The sequence below is a fragment of the Roseivirga sp. 4D4 genome (assembly GCF_001747095.1).
GTDB lineage: Bacteria > Bacteroidota > Bacteroidia > Cytophagales > Cyclobacteriaceae > Roseivirga.
Window position 1 is genome coordinate 2,256,166 of sequence record NZ_MDGP01000001.1, and the last position, 15,989, is coordinate 2,272,154.

General features: G+C 43.3%; 11 protein-coding genes. 5 read left to right on the plus strand and 6 right to left on the minus strand.

Annotated features, from left to right (window positions below):
• Nucleotides 1-32: 32 nt before the first annotated feature.
• A complete protein-coding gene (locus tag BFP97_RS09870) occupies nt 33-278 on the plus strand; it encodes an acyl carrier protein (protein ID WP_069842258.1) in 246 nt (81 codons plus the stop codon).
• Here BFP97_RS09870 and BFP97_RS09875 read toward each other — a convergent pair.
• Nucleotides 275-856 (minus strand): DUF429 domain-containing protein, encoded by a 582-nt coding sequence (locus BFP97_RS09875; RefSeq protein WP_069842259.1) that lies wholly within the window; start codon nt 854-856, stop codon nt 275-277. The genes BFP97_RS09870 and BFP97_RS09875 overlap by 4 nt on opposite strands.
• A 72-nt stretch (nt 857-928) precedes the next feature.
• Between BFP97_RS09875 and BFP97_RS09880 the strand changes: the two genes are divergently transcribed.
• Entirely contained in the window at nt 929-1,915 is a 987-nt protein-coding gene (locus BFP97_RS09880; RefSeq protein WP_069842260.1) for a bifunctional methionine sulfoxide reductase B/A protein, read from the plus strand.
• A gap of 62 nt (nt 1,916-1,977) precedes the next feature.
• Here the strand turns inward: BFP97_RS09880 and BFP97_RS09885 are convergent, their stop codons facing one another.
• From BFP97_RS09885 to BFP97_RS09895, 3 genes are all read right to left on the minus strand, one after another.
• Nucleotides 1,978-2,358, minus strand: a complete 381-nt coding sequence (locus BFP97_RS09885; RefSeq protein WP_139135257.1) for a hypothetical protein — start codon at nt 2,356-2,358, stop codon at nt 1,978-1,980.
• Between the two features lie 64 nt (nt 2,359-2,422).
• Nucleotides 2,423-4,789 (minus strand): penicillin-binding protein 1C, encoded by a 2,367-nt coding sequence (pbpC, locus tag BFP97_RS09890; protein ID WP_069842262.1) that lies wholly within the window; start codon nt 4,787-4,789, stop codon nt 2,423-2,425.
• Complete coding sequence (locus BFP97_RS09895; protein WP_069842263.1) at nt 4,786-10,335, minus strand: alpha-2-macroglobulin family protein; 5,550 nt, start codon at nt 10,333-10,335, stop codon at nt 4,786-4,788. The genes pbpC and BFP97_RS09895 overlap by 4 nt, the downstream gene beginning before the upstream one ends.
• A 169-nt stretch (nt 10,336-10,504) precedes the next feature.
• Between BFP97_RS09895 and BFP97_RS09900 the strand changes: the two genes are divergently transcribed.
• Nucleotides 10,505-10,879 (plus strand): DUF3471 domain-containing protein, encoded by a 375-nt coding sequence (locus BFP97_RS09900; RefSeq protein WP_069842264.1) that lies wholly within the window; start codon nt 10,505-10,507, stop codon nt 10,877-10,879.
• A gap of 68 nt (nt 10,880-10,947) precedes the next feature.
• Nucleotides 10,948-13,308, plus strand: a complete 2,361-nt coding sequence (locus BFP97_RS09905; protein ID WP_069842265.1) for an ABC transporter permease — start codon at nt 10,948-10,950, stop codon at nt 13,306-13,308.
• Nucleotides 13,309-13,342: 34 nt separating this feature from the next.
• Here BFP97_RS09905 and BFP97_RS09910 read toward each other — a convergent pair whose 3' ends face one another.
• Nucleotides 13,343-13,852 carry a D-glycero-alpha-D-manno-heptose-1,7-bisphosphate 7-phosphatase gene (locus tag BFP97_RS09910; protein ID WP_069842266.1) on the minus strand — a complete coding sequence of 170 codons (510 nt, stop codon included), beginning with the start codon at nt 13,850-13,852 and terminating at the stop codon, nt 13,343-13,345.
• 142 nt (nt 13,853-13,994) lie between these two features.
• On the opposite strand from BFP97_RS09910, the gene BFP97_RS09915 reads away from it, so the two are divergent.
• Nucleotides 13,995-14,783 (plus strand): polyprenol monophosphomannose synthase, encoded by a 789-nt coding sequence (locus BFP97_RS09915; protein ID WP_069842267.1) that lies wholly within the window; start codon nt 13,995-13,997, stop codon nt 14,781-14,783.
• On the opposite strand, the gene BFP97_RS09920 is transcribed toward BFP97_RS09915, so the two are convergent.
• Nucleotides 14,745-15,965 (minus strand): FtsX-like permease family protein, encoded by a 1,221-nt coding sequence (locus BFP97_RS09920; RefSeq protein ID WP_069842268.1) that lies wholly within the window; start codon nt 15,963-15,965, stop codon nt 14,745-14,747. The two genes, BFP97_RS09915 and BFP97_RS09920, sit on opposite strands and share 39 nt — an antisense overlap.
• Nucleotides 15,966-15,989 lie beyond the last annotated feature (24 nt).

Sequence of the window (15,989 nt, forward strand, 5' to 3'; positions counted from 1 at the left end):
TCTTCCGAAATCATTTCATTCAATACCCCCTAATGAGCAATACGCTAGAAAAAGTAATTCAAATACTTGTTGAGAAAATAGGCATAGCTCCAACCGAGGCAACTACCGATGCCAATTTCATAAAAGACCTGGGAATTGACTCCCTTGACTATGCCGAAATCGTAATGGAGTTTGAGCAGACCTTTAATATTCGCATACCAGATAGCGATGCAGAAAGACTTCAAACAGTAGGTCAAGCTGTAGAATACATCGAGGAAAAGGTCTCTGAAAAGTCTTAATAATAGATCACTCCCTCTTTTGAGTCTCCTGCTACACTAGCATCTCCTTTGTTTATTCTATCCACTATGTCTAGGGCTAAAATTGCATCTAAATCATGACCTGATTCCAACTTAGAGTCTTTGGCCAAGGTTATCCCCATTTTGCTTAAAGTATCCAACATTGATTCATAATCTGGAGTCTTACTACGATAACCCTCGTCCTCAGTAAAAAGTGAATTACCAGCCTTCACGGGATACGTTTCAAAGACCTCAATATCATTGGCTACTAAAGCCGATCGAAGCTTCATAGCTCTTGCTGTCAAACCACCCAAGAACATTGGAGACATCGCCTTTAAGGCTTTGTCGCAAGCGCGATAATGGTAATCATTATACCCTATAAGCTGAGAATAAACACCAGGCAAGGACAGAGGTGCATCAATTCCTACGACACTCACATTGTTCTCCTTCACAAATTCCAGAATCATCAAGTCAGCATCTTTATTCTTGACTGATTTCACAAGATGAATCTTCCCTTCCTCACGATAAGCGATAACCGTGGTACCTGCCAACTTGCTTCCGTAATCTATCCCAATTTTCATGACTAAATTATTATTGCAAATTCAAACTAATCCTTTCATAGATTTGTTCTTTCGGCTAAAGAAAGGAATAATATGCTCACGTGGATTGATGTGATCAAATTTGCCAATAATGGCAACCCCAGCCCTGACCGTAGGGTTGAAAAAACTGAAGAAGAGTGGAGGAAAATCCTCACCCCAGAACAGTTTCAAATTGCAAGACTCAAAGGTACCGAAAGAGCGGGCACCGGAGCTTTTTGCGAAAGGCATGAGCCAGGACTATATGGCTGTGTCTGTTGCGGAACACCCTTATTTGACTCAAGAGTGAAGTTCGAATCAGGAACCGGCTGGCCTAGCTTTGCCCAGCCTGTAAAAGAAAATGCTATTGGTTATATAAAAGACACTAGCTATGGCATGACTCGAGTAGAAGTGGTGTGTAATACCTGTGATGCTCATCAGGGACATGTGTTTCCTGATGGACCAGAGCCAAGTGGCTTGAGGTATTGTATCAATTCGGCTTCTATGCAACTGCTGGAGGATGATAATAAAGAAGCAACAGCCATTATTGGTGGCGGTTGTTTTTGGTGTACTGAGGCAGTATTTCAGAGAGTCGAAGGTGTAAGCCATGTTGAATCTGGCTATTCTGGTGGTGCAATTAAAAACCCGACCTACAGAGAAATCTGTTCGGGACGCACAGGACATGCAGAAGTGATTAAGATAACCTACGATCCGGAAGTATTGGATTATGCTGATCTACTAAGGATCTTCTTCTCAACTCATGATCCGACTACTTTGAATCGACAAGGTTACGATCAGGGAACACAATATCGATCTGTGATTTTCTTTCAGGATGAAAAAGAGAAGGAAATAGCGGAAGAAGTTGTTTTAGAGATGAAGGATTACTTTGACGATCCGATCGTGACAGAAATAAGCCCATTAGGAGCTTATTATACAGCCGAAGAAGATCATCAGAACTATTATAACGAACACAGAAGTCAAGGCTACTGTACGGCCATTATAGATCCAAAAGTTGCTAAGTTGAGGGCCATGTTTGCCGATCGGCTTAAACCAGAAATGAGTTAAAAGAAAAGACCTCGTAAATGAGGTCTTTTTTATTCTTTTCTAAATACGACTTGAAAATTGCATCAATCGGAACCTGTAATATCTTCGATAAAAGTGAGTTCCAAAATATCAATACTGTTATCTCCAAAGGCCAATACATTTCCAACAGGATTGTTATTACTGCGGAAATGGCCTGAGAATCGCACTTGAGTTTCCTCAGTAATCAAGAAATCAGGAAACAAGTCATTGCAAACCACGCCTACTCTGAACGAATCTGTGGTTCCTGGAATGAAATAGGTGATGATACGCTGACCGCTTTCTTCTTTGATGGAGCCAACACCTTTTTCAACCGTGAGAATTATTTCTCCTGCCTCTAAACACGACTCCGGTAGTGTATCTTCTTCTCCGCAAGAGCTGAAGATGACCAAGGTCAGTACCACTAATATGCATTTGAATGTTTTCATTTGTTTTACCTTTGGACTCTCTTTGTTGACACCACTCAATAAAAATAGGTTGTAATAAGCACGGTTATTCATCCCCTTCCCTCGAGAGCACCTTAAAAGACCTTACCAATTCATTCCCATCCGAATCGATAACTCGGACCACATGATCACCGGGTACTGGTTGCAAACCCATTACATGTTGAGTATTTGTACTCCCTAGGTAGGTATCATCCAAATGCCAGTGCAATTCCGAGTCTTGCTTGCGATGTGTCGCCTCAAAAATAAGCTGGCCTTTCGTTCCATCTTGCTGAATAGGAATATAGAGTGTCGCGTCTTGCTCAGGGTAGATCATATCCATTACTACCAAAGACAGTTCCTCATCAGCACAATTAGCCAGTAATGGAGGCAATTCCTGATAGGTAGGGTTCTTCTTTCTAAAGTAAAAAGCCTGCTTGGGTGGCAATACAAACCAGTTCTTAGCAATCATGTCATTCAGAGGGTAGCAAGCAGCATTCACCCTGAAGTCTCCTGTTTTAGTCAAATGCACCCTTTGGTGGTAAGGACTAGCAGCTGTTCTCAAACCGACTTTTGGAATGAAGACCGTATCAACCTCGGAAGAATATGGCGAAGCCAAATGACCACTTTGACGATCTACCGCAGCCGTAGTAAGCTCTGATCTTGGTGGCAAAAACCAACTGGTCTCTGGCAGTAGATCAAAAACATCAAACATTATAGGAGCAGCAGCCTTGATACCTGTCAAACCAGGTCTCCCCTCACCATCTGCGTTACCTACCCATACACCTACCACGTATTCTGGTGTTACCCCGATGGCCCAACCATCGCGGTAACCAAAGCTGGTTCCTGTCTTCCATGCCACCTTCCTTGAACTTGAATACATTTTCCAAGAAGAGTCCTCATCAGGACGGTAGACCTCAAGCATTGCCTGAAAAGCAAACCAAATGGAAGAAGCACTCAACATTGAATCATCTTTCGACTTTCCTACCTCTCCCTGCTTTACGGAGTAATCTGCAAAATCGAAACTGGCAGTATTATATGAGGACCTGTTTGCCTGAAAGTCAGAAAGCGTTCTTGACATGCCCGCATAGATATTCGCCATATCCCAAAGCGTACCATCAGAACCACCAAGGATCATTGCTAGCCCATAATGATCGGCAGGCTGAGTCAAAGTGCTCATCCCCAAACCCCTCAGCTTCTGATGAAACCGAGGATAGCCATATTGTTTCAGCATGTTTACCGCGGGCACATTCAAAGACCTGGAAATAGCCATATCGGCATGAACGGCCCCATCATATTTTCTGGTGAAGTTCTTAGGGGCAAAATCCGAATAGAAAGTCGGCACATCAGGGATCAAGGTCTTTGGCAAAATCATACCCTCATCCAATAAGCTTGCATAGAGGATTGGCTTTAGCAAACTACCTGTGCTTCTTGGGGCTTGAATTACATCCACGTATGACGCATGTTCACTACCCGCAATTGACACATTACCATTATAACTGATGACCTTGTTTTCCTTGACATCAAGGACCAGCACCGCAGCATTATGAATACCATCCGTTTTCAACAATTGATGGTGGGCATTCAGCACATTAGTCACTCTGGTTTGCAGGTGACCATCAATAGTAGATTTTGTCACCTTTCCTGCTTTGCCATTGCTGGATATGTAGTTCAAAAAATGATCAGCCTTCTGAGGTAGATTACTAGGCCCGTCTGGTAAGGGTTCAGCCTTGGCCAAGTCCAGAGAAGTCAGGTCCATATGGCCTTCACCATAGAGTCGATCTAGAAGTCGATCTCTCTTTGCTTTTAATCTCTCATTCCTTCTACCCGGAAAGAGCAACGAGGGCTGGTTAGGTAAAATGGCCAACAAGGCAGACTCAGCCCAAGAGAGATGCTCAGGTGGACGTTGAAAATACCGCCATGAAGCTGCACTGAGTCCGACCGTATTTCCACCAAACGGAGCATGAGAGGCATAAAGCTTCAATATGCTTGACTTTTTATACCTCAATTCCAATCGTGTGGCCAGCGTCATTTCGATGAGCTTCTCACCAATGGAACGGCCCTTCCCTTTTCGTGCAAGGCGTATAACCTGCATGGTGATGGTGCTACCACCACTCACGACTTTGCCTTCACTCACGTTTTGCCACAAGGCACGACCTAGGGCAACAGGGTTTACTCCTGGGTGCTTATAAAAGTGCTGATCTTCAAAGAGCAAAAGGGCCTTTTCGTACTTTTCCGGGATCTCTTCAATTTCTGGGAATCTCCATTGACCATCTGATGCAATTCTGGCAGACATCAGCTCACCTCTGAAGTCATTGACCACTGTGGCATAGGGATCGTCAAAGAGCACCTTCGGTAAAGCATAGTAGTATATAAGGCTTGTGCAAAAGGCAACGATCAGCAGGACCTTACGATATCGTTTTATGAGCCTTATCAATTATCGCTTCTCTCAACTTTTACCCATTGGCCAGAAGTTCTGGCATTAATGGTATCGTCATACATCGCTTCCACTTTAACCGCTGGTAAGTAATATTGACCGGCATAAGTAGCGTTCAAAGCAACTCTGAACTTCTTTCGCTCATTCGGCCTTAAGTCAAAATAGGTGAAGACTCGATCATCTCTGACGTCACGATAATCATAGTCTACCTTTTGCACCACTCCTGGAATTTCGTTCAAACGATCGTTTAGAATCTCCCACCCTGAAGGGAAGATTTGGCTCAGCGCAAGATCCTTATAGACCCCACGGGTACCAGGGTTGAAAATGGATACTTCAGCGAAAAAGTCAGCACCTTGATCCAAGGTATTAGGATCAATAGTATTACCATTCCGATCAGAGTAAGTGACAGCCAGCCTCAGTCCCTCTTCCGCAGGCTTTTCCTGACCCGTTAGGGGTTGACCCTTTTTAATCGCTCGAACGAAAAGGACACCAGCCCCTTTATTCTCTACTTGGGCATTAACTGACTCTGTTCCGGTTACAGGAGTATCGATCAGAATAATCGGTCTGGAAGTATTGACTTCCTGAGTAGCCTTGTTATCGATCTGATAACTGGCTTCTACACCACCATTGGTCTTATCTACCCCGGCAAATTTGATAATTGAGAGTAAGGCATAAGCAGTGGTTTGTGTGCTCATCCATCGCCTTTCACTGAGTGCCTGAGCTACTGACCTCATCAGTGTCAATCCTTCGTTCTGCATACTCAATAGGCCCAGGGTCTCAAGAATCATCGCATTGTCTCGAACCATTGATCCGTAGTAGTAGTAATTGGATTTTCTGGGCGATTGGGTAGGTAATTGATCAATGATTTCTCGTGCTACCTGTGCTCTCCCTACCAAAGCATATGCGGCCGCTAATCGCCACTTAGCCTCTAAGCTGAGTCGATCATCTTCCCTCAATCGATTCATCGCTCCCAACTCAGGCGCTTGTGCTTTTGCCAAAACATATAATCGATATGCTTGGACTAAGTCATCATTATAAGCTGAGTATCTGCTCCAACTACGTGCTCTTTTTCTTTGATATTTCTTCCAGTCGTTCAGGAGTTTTGACGGAACGAAGTAACCTTTATCCTTGGCCTCCAATAGAAAATCTCCGCCATAATTGGTTCCCCAATCATTATCATCACTATTACCTGGCCAGTAGGCGAAACCTCCTGTTGCGGTCTGAAATTTCCCGATCCGATCGATGCCCGCTTTCACGTTCCTTTGAACATCGGTGGCCTCTCGTTCAGACAGCTCGGTAATATCACTTAAGAACAGTTGTGGAAAGACAGAAGATGTAGTTTGCTCAATGCACCCATGAGGATAACGCATGAGATAACTCAGTCGCTTGCCTAAATTAATTGGTGGGATAATGCTTAGCTCCAAAGAGAACTCATTCGTTCCAGCCATCCCGACCTGGTCAAAACTGTTGTTTAGGCTTTCTCCTGCTTGAAGCGTAAACTCCGAGACGTCTGTAATGATTGGATTGGGATTTCTAACCTGCACCTCTACCTTGTAAGTCGCTCGCTCCCTTCCTGAAGTAGCCACAATTTCCACCTCGCCAACACCAATGGCTTCGCTTACCTCGAATTCAAAATCAACAACCTGATCGCCAATCTCTTCGAATTTCAAAGACTGATTTTGGTCATTAACAATCTTCAATAGCTGATTTCCCTTAACGCTCACCTCCACATCTTTCACATCTGGCTCCATGGCGAAAACCGAAACAGGAAGCTTGATCTTCTCACCTGGCCCTACTACCCTCGGGAGCGTACCCAAAACCATCAATGGCTTTCGCACTGGTGTTGCCTGCTCTGTTTTACCATAAGCACCATCTTGTCCCGCAACTACCATGGTTCTCACTGAACCTACATAATTTGGCATTTGGAAACTGTGAGAGGCCTTTTCACCAGCTTCTAACTCAAAAGGCCCTAAATGCATTACTACTGGCTTGAATCGATTAGCCTTAACCTTTTCAGGGCTAGCCCCAGAACCATCACCTCCGAGTGCCAGGAGCCTAGATAAATCTCCATGATAAGCACCGATTACATCATCATAAACGTCCCAGGTTTTCACACCCAAGGCCTGACGTGCAAAGAATGTATTCCAAGGATTAGGGGTCTTGAATCGAGTAATATCCAATAAACCTTCGTCCACCACAGCAATGGTATAGGTCATGGGTTTACCATTCTGCTCTGACACATTTACTTCTACCTGTGACTCAGGCTCCAATACATCAGGCAGTGAAATCTCAGGTTTTAATCTCGAATTTGGGTCGCTGATATTAACAGGTACAATCCCATAAAGTCTAATAGGCAAATCATTGCTAGTCTGTGCATGGGGTTGCAATAGTGTTGTGTGAACGTAAGCATTAGGCACCATTTCACGAGTCGACTCAAAAACAAACTCGTTGGCTCCTTCTTTGGTATCGACCCAGTAAGAAGCCACTACCTTACTGCCATTCTCAATGCTTACCAAGGCACGCCCCTCGGCACTTGCTGGAATATTGAGTGTAATGGGTTCACCAACCTTATAGTCTTCCGCATCTGTAGAAAAATTGAGCAATGCAGCCCCACCAGGTCTACCCTCTTCAGCCCAACCTGGCCAATCAAAATAAGTGATAGCCCCGGCTGAATGACCCGATTCTATATCTCGCACCCGGACGTAATACCTACCCCAATCACGATTAGGAATATTTAGCTTGACGGATGCCTTGCCATCAACCGTTTCTACCCTTTGCCGATCATAGGGCTGGTTATAATTACGACTAATGTAATAGGCAAGATTATCTGATGACCTGTCCCACCACCAACGCCAATTGAGTTTAAAAACTTCTAATACAAGTCCTTTCTTATCCAAAGGATTTCCCTCAGCATCCACAGAAACGATCTGCATCATATGGTCTTCATCCGTTAACAATTGACCTCTTCTATCTCCCTCGGGCTTCTTTATCCCAACAAAACTTTCGTAGGGATAAAATGGAATGCTGAACTGATCAATACTAAAGTCGCCCCCCGGTTCAAACACTTTACCACTAAAAGTAGCGGTTAACATACCTGGTGCGTTGGATTTCTTGTTTAAGGAGACATTGACATCAGCATGTCCCTTGGCATCAATAGTACCACTATAAATTCGCTGGGTTTCGGACTGGAATTCCTTTGCCCGATCGTCAAACATATAGTTGGGATAATCCTCAAATACCGTCTTGGTAGGATTTAGGTAAAGATCGAATTCGGCTTTAAGGTTCTTGGCTGGGGCACCGCTGAGCCATTGTACATTCAAGTCGCCACTTAGGGCTCTCCCTCCGGCTAAAACCCTGTCCTTGTCAAACTTCAAATCAATCTTTAAGCGATTGGGTTTGACGGTCTCAACCTTAATTCTCTTAGTGAATTCTGTACCTCCAATTTTAACCCTTGCCAGCCAATTACCGGTAGGTGCATCGTCTTCAGTTTTAAGTGGGAAATGATAGAAACCATTCAATCCGCTGGTTTCTACCTTTCTAACTTTCACATTGCCAGATGGATCGACCAGTTCCATTACTACAGGGTGATCTTCCGGCAGGTTGGCTTCACTGTCTTCTAATAAAAAGTTGAGGTAGATATTGTCACCAGGCCGCCAAACGCCCCGCTCGCCATAGATAAAACCTTTGATACCACGCTCGACTCTTGCTCCACCCACGTTAAAGTTGCTTAAAGAGAGTGATTGGCCATCCCAAAGCTTTAGATATCCCTTTTCGGCACCTCTACTCACCACAAGTAGAAAAGGCTTTCGGTCAAGGTCTAAGGCTACTTTTCCTTCGCCATCGGTGGTGAGGCTCTCGATTACAGTTTGTTGAAAGTCATACACTTGGACCTCTGCACCCGAAATCGGCTTGGTGGTTCTCAGGTCTGAGACGAAGGCATTCAGTTCTCTATTGTTACCAATCTTGGCAATGAGCCCAAGGTTGGAAGCCAGAATATTGGTATTTACCATCCTGTTGGTGCCATAATAATAACTATCACTGCAAGGGTTATCTCGTTCACTCCAGTTATAATTTGAATTATAGCTGTAGTTGTAATAGCTGTCATATGCCCCTCCGTTTTCACCGCTGTTAGCTTCCCAATTATCTTCTTCAACCTCACCTTCCAGAGGCAATTCATCCAGTGCGCCCTCACCACAATTATATAGGGAATAAGCTTTCTTAAAGCTCAGTCTGACTTGATAGATGGCTCCAGGCTCTGTATTGACAAGCTCTGAGATATCCAAGTTAAACCGGTTCCACCCTGATAGATCCAATAAATTGGATTCATCAAGAATCACACGGCTTTCATGGATCGGACGGCCAACACTTCTCAGGCGATCACCTCCATTTAGGTTATTAGCCTGTAAAAACTGAACTACATTATCCTCGAAGATTTTGATCACAGTAACATCCACCGCCCTGAGATTGACTGCTTCAAAGGGCAACACCAAACCATCTGTACTCGGTAAAATGGTTCCCTTATTGACGATTTTTACTTCTGGTTTGGTCTGGGCAAAAGAGACATTGGTACCAAAGCCATCTTCCATTTTGTAATCCAGCTTGTTCTTAATTCCAGGATATACCGAAAGTCTCTTGATTCCCGTCAAGTTAGTTGAGGTGTAAACTTTCACTTGATTTTCTGAGACCGAAAACCTGAGATTATCATCATCCTCCAGCGTTATCAAACCATGAAGGTCCTGAGCCTCATTCAAAGGATCTGAAAAGCTCAACAGAACGTATGGACTACCTACTTTGAAGACCTTACTATCGACCACCTTGAAGTCATTAAGAGCAGGAATGTCAGTCGTTCCCCTACTGGATCTTACAACACCAATAGATGTCCCATCAAACTGATAGCTCAACTTAGAACCCTCCTCTTTACGTTCCGCTCCAGAAATGGTGAAAGCGTGATTAGTCCCTGCGTTCTGATCGAAGTCCCATTGCACCTCCAAGGTCGCACCAGGTTGTCTGACGGTCAATGCTTGCCTGAGCTTCAATGTGTCTGCCACATCAGCAGTCTGCAACTCACCCTTGACCACCTGTTTTTTCATTGGGTCATTGGTATCGCTTACAATACTTGTAATTCTAAAATCAAAGTCTTGTGGAATTGCTCGAAAGCCAAATTGAAATTCCTCTTTTCCTTCTTCTAATTCGAAACCCAAGGCCATAAGGTCCAACTTGGCCACATACGCTTGCCCATTCTTGAGGGGATGTTTTGGACGAAATTCAATCACCCGATCTGTTAACCAATTGACCTCTCCACTAATCGATGGCGAAAAGGTCAATGCATTCAGCTTCTGAAACTCTTTTGACACCTCACTCGCCAGTTGAACAGTTACAAAGGATCTGGAAGAAACCTGACCCGATGTGTAAGAAGAAACATAAGCGGTAAATTGCTCATCTGCCCGCCTGTCAAGGTCACTAGAAGACTCCTTTTTACTGCTACAGGCAGCAATCAAGAGCATTAACACAAGGTTGAAGATGGTTAATTTGAAACTTCTGGACATGCTAAAAATGATTAATAATTGAAGGGAAATACGCCTTATTAAATATAGAAAATTGCCTCGCCAATCTGGCTTATCGATTTAATAACTATTTTTTTAGTTTTTATTGTGTGGAATGTTCAAACTGTAACCTTTTTTCTTATGAGCTCATCTCAAATGAAAACTCAAAATCATGAAACAGAAATCAAGATCATTAAGACAGGCTGTCCTTATCTGTCTTACACTAGCCATCAGTTCGATTGCCTTCGCACAAGAGACTGAGAAAAAAGAAGATTCGACCAAGGAGTATGCCGGAGAGTACACCTTTGATAACAAATCAGATTTCGGCTTTGATGTTACCGTTACATATGATGCCGACAATGGTCTGCAGGCTGAACCGACAGACAAATCTCAGCCAAAGGCAGATTTAATGGCCTTAGGAGAAGACGAATTCGAGTTATTAAAAACAGGCGGGCTTATTGCCACTTTCAAGCGTGACGAAAAGGGTAAGGTTGTTTCGGTCACACTAGCGGCCGGAGACAGGAGTTTTACCTGCATTAAAAAATAATACGGAGGTGCAACCCTCGGTTAGCTTTTAGCATCTAACCTTTCAGAAAGGTCAAAACTCAACACAACATGCTAAAATCTTACCTCAAAACTACTTTGCGGACCATTAAACGTAGTCCGCTTTCTTCGTTCATCAATATTTTCGGGTTGGCCATGGCTTTGGGCGTGGCTATTATGGTTTACGCTTTTGTAGACATGGAATACACTACTGATCAATTCCATGAGAACAAAGATGAAATCTACATGGCCACCTCATTTCTCAACAGAAGTGGCCAGGAAGCTCAGTATGGCATTACACCTGCCCCTTTTGCCCAAATACTGATGAATGATTTTCCGCAGATTAAGCGAGTCATTCGGGTAGAAAGAAAAGGTGGTGTGCTAAAAAGTGGCGGCAATGTATTCAATGAGAACTTTAGTTTCGTTGATCCAGAATATCTGGACATGTTCACTTTCCCTCTCAAATGGGGGGATAAATCTGCGCTGAATGAGCCCAATAAAATAATCCTCAGTGAGAATACTTCCATAAAGTACTTTGGAGATGAAAACCCACTGGGCGAATCGATGACCTTCGAATTCGGATCTCAAAGATACACCTTCGAAGTAGCCGGAGTTGCCAAAAAATTCCCTTACAAACGTAGTATGTCCTTCAGCGTCTTGGTCAACTTCGATCAGCTCAAGCAGGTAGACCCCAATGTGGACCTTAATGATTGGGCAAGATTTTTAGATGCAACCTTCATTCAGGTTGACGATCATTCGGCAATTAGCAATATTACAGATAATGTTCAGCAATACGTGGCACTGCAGAACGAAGTAAGAAAAGATTATCCGGCCACGGCCTTCCGATTTTTTGCATGGAATGATCTTTACCTCAAAGGTGATGATATGCGAAATACCATTACCGGAAGTACCGATGGCGTAGGAAGTTTGGTGCTATCAATTATCGCAGGCTTCATACTTGTATTGGCCATTTTCAACTACATCAACATTGCGATCGTTTCGGCTACCAAGCGACTCAAAGAGATTGGTGTACGTAAGGTCATGGGCAGTACGCGTAAGTCTTTGGTCTTCCAGTTTCTTTCCGAAAATGTATTCCTGACGCTTGTCGCTCTAGTCTTTGGATTCATACTTGGAGTTACTGTCTTGATACCAGGGTTCGACCAAATGTTTGACATTGGAATGGACTTCGACATTGCACAACCATCACTTTGGGTTTTCCTTTTGGTTCTGGTTGTTTTTACTGGGCTCGCTTCTGGTGCTTACCCTGCCCTCTATATCTCTAATTTCAGTGCAGTACACATCTTCAGAGGGCGATTGAAGTTTGGTGGGAAAAACAAGATGACTAAGGTATTTCTAACTTTCCAATACATACTAGCCTGTATTGCGGTGGTTGGCGGCATCATGTTTACTCAGAATACAGCATTCCAGAAAAGTCAAGATTGGGGTTATAATGAAGATGCTACCATAAGTGCCAATGTCTTCCCTGCCACTGAAGCTATGAGGCTCATGGCGGCAATGGAATCAAATGCAAATATTGAGTCTATCGCTCCATCGAAACATCACCTCAGTAGACGCGCTACCAGAATGGAGATCCAAATTCTTGAAGAAGACTTGGACATCCTAACACTGGAAGTGGGACCAGAATATATCGAAACAATGGAGTTGGAAGTTATCGAAGGCAGATCTTTTGAAAAGGGACGCGAGGCAGACTTTCAAAATGTATTGGTCAATGAGAGAATGGCCAGGGTGATAAACCCAGAAGGTGCTCTTGGAGAACGTTTCAAGTCAGATACATTGAGTTACGCGGTTATCGGCATTATCAAAGACTTTCACCAAGAAAACTTCTCCGAAGAAATCGAGCCAATGATCATCAAACTCAGTCCGGAGGACGAATACACCTTTGTTTCCATGAGAGTAAAGCCTGGGACCTTAGTTGCGACTTATGAAGCCCTGGAAGACAAGTGGGCAGAGCTATTTCCAGAAAAGCCCTTTGGTGGATTCTATCAAGAGGCTACACTTGAAAACTACTTCCGTGAAATTGACGGGCACGGCAAACTCATGCGAATTGTTGCCTCGATGTGCATCATCCTATCATGTCTAGGGTTATATGGGCTGGTTTCACTCAATGTAGCAAGCCGAACCAAGGAATTTAGTATTAGAAAAGCACTTGGAGCTGGACTTAAAAACTTGGCCTTTGTAATCAATAAACAGTTTGTGATATTTCTATCAGTAGCCCTTGTATTAGGTTTGCCGATCAGTTACTTACTAATGAGTACACTTTTTGAAACAGTTTATGAAGTTCATAAGCCGATCACTGTTATCCCATTTGCTATTGCTTTTGTAATAGTAGTAATCATGGTTTTAACCACCATTTCTTCACAGGTTCGTAAGGTAATGACCACCGCTCCTACAGAGGGACTTAGAAGTGAATAGATATTGATCAGGCGGATATTCTTATCCGCCTTTTTTATGCTTTAAGGACAGACTCCACGGCCTGAAGAAAATTCTCTGCTACATGATCGGCCAACGGGGAAGGCTCATCTAAGGCAATTTGAATAGTTTTCAAGCCGACCTTCTTTGCTGGAATCATATCGCTTTCGCGGTCACCTATCATCCATGATCTGTTTACATCAATGTCATGTTTGGCAATGGCTCTTTCAAACATCAATGACCCTGGCTTTCTGGACAAAGACTTACTGACTGAATCATAGCCTGGAGCGAAGTATATATCGTCTAAAGCACCGTTGGAAGCATCTTGAATCTTTTGGTGACAGTCCATCACAAAAGTGCTGTCATAAGTACCCTTAGCTATACCACTTTGATTGGTTACTACAATCAATAAAAAGTCAGCTTCCTTCAGCATTTTCAAGCCTTCGGTAACACCTTCTTTGATTTCGAAATCTGCCATAGAGGTGACCTGATAACCCAATTCTTCATTAAGCACCCCATCCCTATCTAGAAATACAGCTTTTTTCATTTAACAGTTATTGTGAGGTAATCGAGAACTCTGTTACGAGTAAGACGTTCAACCACTCACTGATTTACCAACAGCTTAAAGTAAATTAATTTTCACGACCTGAAGGCTGTATTTGAGATTATATTAGATTTGTGTCCCTCACATGAGTGATAGCCTAGTTATTATACCGACCTATAACGAAAAGGAGAACATCGAAGAGATGATCGAGGCAGTTATGTCTCAACCCTCGGGCTTCGATTTGCTCATTGTTGATGACGGTTCACCTGATGGCACTGGCGCGCTCGTGAAGACAAAAATGGAAGCGCACCCTGATCGTATCTTCATTGAAGAACGTTCTGGAAAACTAGGACTCGGTACCGCTTATATCCATGGCTTTCGCTGGGCTTTGAAAAGAAACTATCAGTACATTTTTGAAATGGATGCTGACTTTTCGCATAACCCTGAAGATCTTAACAGACTCTATTCTGCTTGTAAAAAAGATGGCAACGACATGGCCATAGGCTCCAGGTATGTAACAGGAGTTAACGTGGTCAATTGGCCCATGAGCAGGGTAATGCTTTCTTACTTTGCCAGCCATTATGTAAGAATAGTAACCGGGATGCCAATTAATGATACAACGGCTGGTTTCAAATGCTACCACAGAAGTGTTTTGGAAACGATCGAGCTGGACAAAGTCAGATTTATGGGCTATGCCTTCCAGATTGAAATGAAATTCCTCACCTGGAAGTATGGCTTCAAAATTAAAGAAGTGCCGATCATCTTTACGGACCGCACCAGAGGCACATCAAAAATGAGTGGAGGCATTATCAAAGAGGCCGTCATTGGAGTGATGCAAATCAAAATTGGAAGTCTTTTCCGTTCATACAGAAGAGATATGGAGGCAACTCCGGAATTAGTCGAAGCGAATAGCCTTGACAGGGCTAATTCTTGAAATCACGGCTGTCGGAATAATCAAGACCATTCCTACAATTACCAAAGTCAACAGGTTAATACCTATTGTACTGAACCAGTTCCAGTCGATCGGCACATGATCCATATAATAAGTAGAAGGCTCTAGAGGGATCAACTCAAAATAATACTGTAAGACTCCAAAGCCAATGGCAATCACGTTACCCAACAATAAGCCCTTAATCACCAACCTGACTCCATTGTAAGCGAATATTCTTCTGATTAAACGATTCGTTGCCCCGAAGGCTTTAAAGGAACCAATCATCTGAGTCCTCTCCATGATTAGAATAAAAAGTACTGAAACCATATTGAAGCAAGCGACAAACAAGATCAGGGTAATGAGGATATAGACGTTTTGAGATAGCAAGCCTAACCAATCAAAAATTTGGACGAATTTCTCACTCACCTTTTCGGTATAATGCTCCACACTGATTTTCTGAACAATTGAATCATCCGCTTCGTCCAGACGATCGATATCATTGACGAAAACTTCGTACCCGCCTACCTGATCGGCAGTCCAGTCATTGAGGCTTCGGATCATATTGATATCACCAATGACAATCTGTTCATCGAAATTGTCAAGCCCCGTATTGAATATACCCGTCACATACATACTCCTCCTTCTTGGAGGGTCCATGATAAATACGGTAACCAAGCGATCGCCCAATTCCACATTCATTCTATCAGCCATCCGTTGACTCAGCATTACGGTATTGGTGACCAACTCCGTAGAATCGAAGACTGGAATCTCTCCTGCCACCATATAGTCGCTGAAGGCTTCGCGGTCAAATGAATCACCAATTCCTTTGAAGACTAGTCCAAAATTTTCTCCATCTCGATTAATCAGACCCGGTTTATGCGCAAACTCCTGGATATGCTTGACATAAGGGTCATTTTTTAGCATTTCCATTCGCTCTTCTGTTACAATGATCGGCTCCTCCTCATAAGAGTTGTTAAGAGAAAACTTCTTGATCTGAATGTGTCCCGAAAAAGTGAATATCTTATCCTTGATGTTATTCTGAAAACCACCTAAGACCTGAAATGAAATGACCATAATCGCAATGCCCAGTGCAACACTTGCAATCGCTACCCGATGGATAATAGAGGAGAAACTACCCTTATCTGTAGTATTGATTCTTTTAGAAATGAAATAAGGGAGGTTCAAGATTATGGTTAATTTTGACGCAAT